General features: G+C 71.5%; 4 protein-coding genes and 1 pseudogene. 2 read left to right on the forward strand and 3 right to left on the reverse strand.

The window, feature by feature from the left end:
- A pseudogene (locus tag WKI94_RS11750) lies at positions 1–385 on the forward strand (hypothetical protein); the annotation flags it as partial.
- Positions 386–388: 3 nt separating this feature from the next.
- The gene (locus tag WKI94_RS11755) at positions 389–1,072 is read left to right on the forward strand and encodes an SDR family oxidoreductase (RefSeq protein ID WP_337845911.1); all 684 of its coding nucleotides are present in this window, start codon (positions 389–391) and stop codon (positions 1,070–1,072) included.
- Here WKI94_RS11755 and WKI94_RS11760 read toward each other — a convergent pair.
- The 3 genes from WKI94_RS11760 to WKI94_RS11770 all read right to left on the reverse strand — a co-directional run.
- The gene (locus WKI94_RS11760) at positions 993–1,328 is read right to left on the reverse strand and encodes a VanZ family protein (protein WP_337845914.1); all 336 of its coding nucleotides are present in this window, start codon (positions 1,326–1,328) and stop codon (positions 993–995) included. The two genes, WKI94_RS11755 and WKI94_RS11760, sit on opposite strands and share 80 nt — an antisense overlap.
- Positions 1,329–1,360: 32 nt before the next feature.
- Positions 1,361–1,753 (reverse strand): methylmalonyl-CoA epimerase, encoded by a 393-nt coding sequence (mce, locus tag WKI94_RS11765; RefSeq protein WP_337845912.1) that lies wholly within the window; start codon positions 1,751–1,753, stop codon positions 1,361–1,363.
- A 4-nt stretch (positions 1,754–1,757) separates the two neighbouring features.
- A partial coding sequence (locus WKI94_RS11770; RefSeq protein ID WP_337845913.1) for an FAD-binding dehydrogenase occupies positions 1,758–2,860 on the reverse strand: 1,103 nt, incomplete at its 5' end.

Below are 2,860 nucleotides of genomic sequence, written 5' to 3' on the forward strand. Positions count from 1 at the left end.
CCTCCGGGCGGACGGGAGCCGGGGCCGGCTTCTCGGCCTTGGGCCCACGGCCACGGAGGTGCGCCTCTACACCCTCCAAGGGGAGGCCCTCCAGAGCCGGAAGGTCCTGGGGGACGAGCTTGGGGAAGCCCGCCTGGCCTTGGACCCGGTGGTGGGCCTGGTGGCCTTCGGCCGGGGTTTCCAGGTCCTGGAGCCCAGGGACTCCGGGCCCCAAGAGACCTTTACCACCTTCCAGGCAGGCCTGGTGGCCCCGGACGGGTACCTGTACCTGGCCGCGGGGAGCCGCCTTTACGTCTACGACCTCGTCCCCTCCCCTCCCCAGCGGGTGGGCCTGCCCGCCTTGGGCCTTTCCCCTAGGGCCCTGGCCCTCATCCCGGTAGAATAGGGCATGCTCCAAGGCAAGGCGGTCCTCATCACCGGTGCGGGGGGCGCCCTGGCCCGGGCGGTGATCCCGGCCTTCCACCGGGCCGGGGCCCGGCTGCTCCTTTCCGACCCCCGCCTCGAGCGCATGGCGGAAAGGGCCCAGACGGTAGGGGCCAAGACCTTCGTGGCCGACCTCACCCGGCTGGAGGAGGCCCAGGCCCTGGCGGGGTTCGCCGAGCGGGAAGGCCCCCTTTACGGGGTGGTCCACACCGTGGGGGGGTTCGCCGCGGGGCGCTTTCTGGACTCCGACCCGGGGCTTTACGACTGGATGCTGGACCTGAACCTGCGCACCGCCTATAACCTCCTGAAGGCCGCCCTCCCCTACATGGAGACCCGCAGGGAGGGCTTCTTCGCCGCCATCGCCGCGGGGCCCGCCTGGACCGGGGTGGGCCCGGGCCGGGCCCTCTACACCATGGCCAAGACCGCCCTGGCAAGCCTCCTCAGGTCCCTCCAGGGAGAGGTGGAGGGGGTGCGCTTCCTGGTGGTCTACCCCATGGGCACCCTGGACACGGAGCCCAACCGCCGGGCCATGCCCGAGGCCGACCCCAGCCGCTGGATCCGGCCCGAGCTCATCGCCCAGGCCCTGGTCCTGGCCGCGGGGGCGGAGGGGGGGCGGTTTTTGGAGCTCCCCATCTACCCACCCCTCTAGCCCCAAAGAAGGCCCCCAGGGCGTCCGCCAGGAGATCCCAGCCGAAGGCCTCCCGGCCGGGAACAAAGCTTTGGTGCCACTCGTCCACCACCCCGTAGCCCGAGGCTAGGAGGAAGGCCCCCCAAAACCCCCCAAGGCCAAGGCGCCAAAGGCGGGCCAAAAGGGCGTAGGCCAGGAAGTGGGCCCCCTTGTCCCAGGGGTGGGGAAGCCCCGCCCCGGTGGCGGGCTGGTCCGAAAGCCACCACAAGACCCCCATCCAGAGGAGGGCAAGCCCCAGGAAAAAGCCCCTTAAGCCTCCACCAGCTCCCACAGAACCCCCTGGGCGAAGGAGGGGTGGAGGAAGGCCACCCGGTGCCCCCCAAACCCCGGCCGGGGGGTTTTGTCCACCAGACGGGCCCCCGCGGCCCTGAGCGCGGCCAGGGCCCCCTCGAGGTCCAAGGTGGCGAAGGCCAGGTGGTGGAGACCAGGGCCCCGCTTGGCCAGGAAACGGCCCACGGGGGTCTCCGGGCCCAAGGGGGCCAGGAGCTCCAACCGGGCCTCTCCCTCCCCCCGGAGCATGGCCACCCGCACCCCTTGGGCCGCCACCTCTCCTTCCGCCTCCACCCGGAAGCCCAGGAGGAGGTAGCGGGCCTTGGCCGCCTCCAGGTCCTCCACCGCAATGCCCACGTGGTGCAGCCGCATGGGCCTATTCTAGCCCCTCCAGGATCCCCCGGGCGGCCTGGAGGCCGGTGAAGAGGCACCCCCCCAGGAAGGTCCCCTCCAGGGCCTTGTACCCGTGGAAGGCCCCCCCGCCAAACCCCGCGGCCTCCCCCGCGGCAAAAAGCCCCGGCAAAGGCACCCCCAAAGGGGTGAGGGCCCGGCCCTTGAGGTCCGTCTGGATGCCCCCTAGGGTCTTCCGGGTGAGGGTCCAAAGCCTAGCCGCCACCAAAGGCCCCTTTCCCGCGAGGAGGGGGGCGGGCTTGGCCACCCGGAAAAGCCGGTCCCCCAAATAGCGGCGGAAGGCCTGGAGGGCCAGGGCCTGGGCATCCTTGGCGAAGGGGTGGAGGAGCTCCCGATCCCAGGCCTTGACCTCCCTTTCCAGCTGGGCTGGGTCCAGGACGCCGGGGGCCAGGGCATCCATCTTGCGCATGAGCTCGGAAAGGCTTTCCGCCACCAGGAAGTCCTTCCCCCGCTCCAGGAAGGCCCTGACCGGGGCGGCAGGGCCCAGGAGGCGGTTCCTAAGGACCATGGGCCAGCTCCGCCCCGTGAGGTCGGGGTTCTGCTCCGATCCGGAAAGGGCGAACTCCTTCTTGAGGATGCGCAGGTCTAGGACGAACCAGCTCCAGTCAAACCCCGTCTTCCGCAGGTGGCGGAGGGTCTCCAGGGCGTCAAACCCGGGGAAAAGAGGCGGAGGCAGGCGCCGGCCCGTGGCGTCCACCCAAAGGGAGGAGGGTCCGGGGAGGATGCGGATGCCGTGGTGGGTCCAGAGGGGGGTGTGGTTCTCCACCCCCTCGGGGTAGTGCCACATGCGGTCCAGGTTCACCAGCCTGGCACCCGCCCGCTGGGCGAGGAGGAGCCCCTGGCCGTCCACGTGGTCCGGCACCCCGGAAAGCATCCGTCCTGGTGGGGGCCCTATGCGCTCGGGCCAGTGGCGGCGCACGAGCTCGAGGTTGGCCCCGATGCCCCCCGTGGCCAGGAGGACCGCCTGTGCGCGAAAGCGGAACGTCCCCACGGGCCTACGGCTGGTGGGGACGCCCCTGGGCTTGGAGTCCTCCTCCAGGATCACCCCCCCCACCCCCACCGCCCGCC

It is taken from the genome of Thermus sp. (assembly GCF_037444525.1).
In the GTDB taxonomy this organism is placed as follows: Bacteria; Deinococcota; Deinococci; order Deinococcales; family Thermaceae; genus Thermus.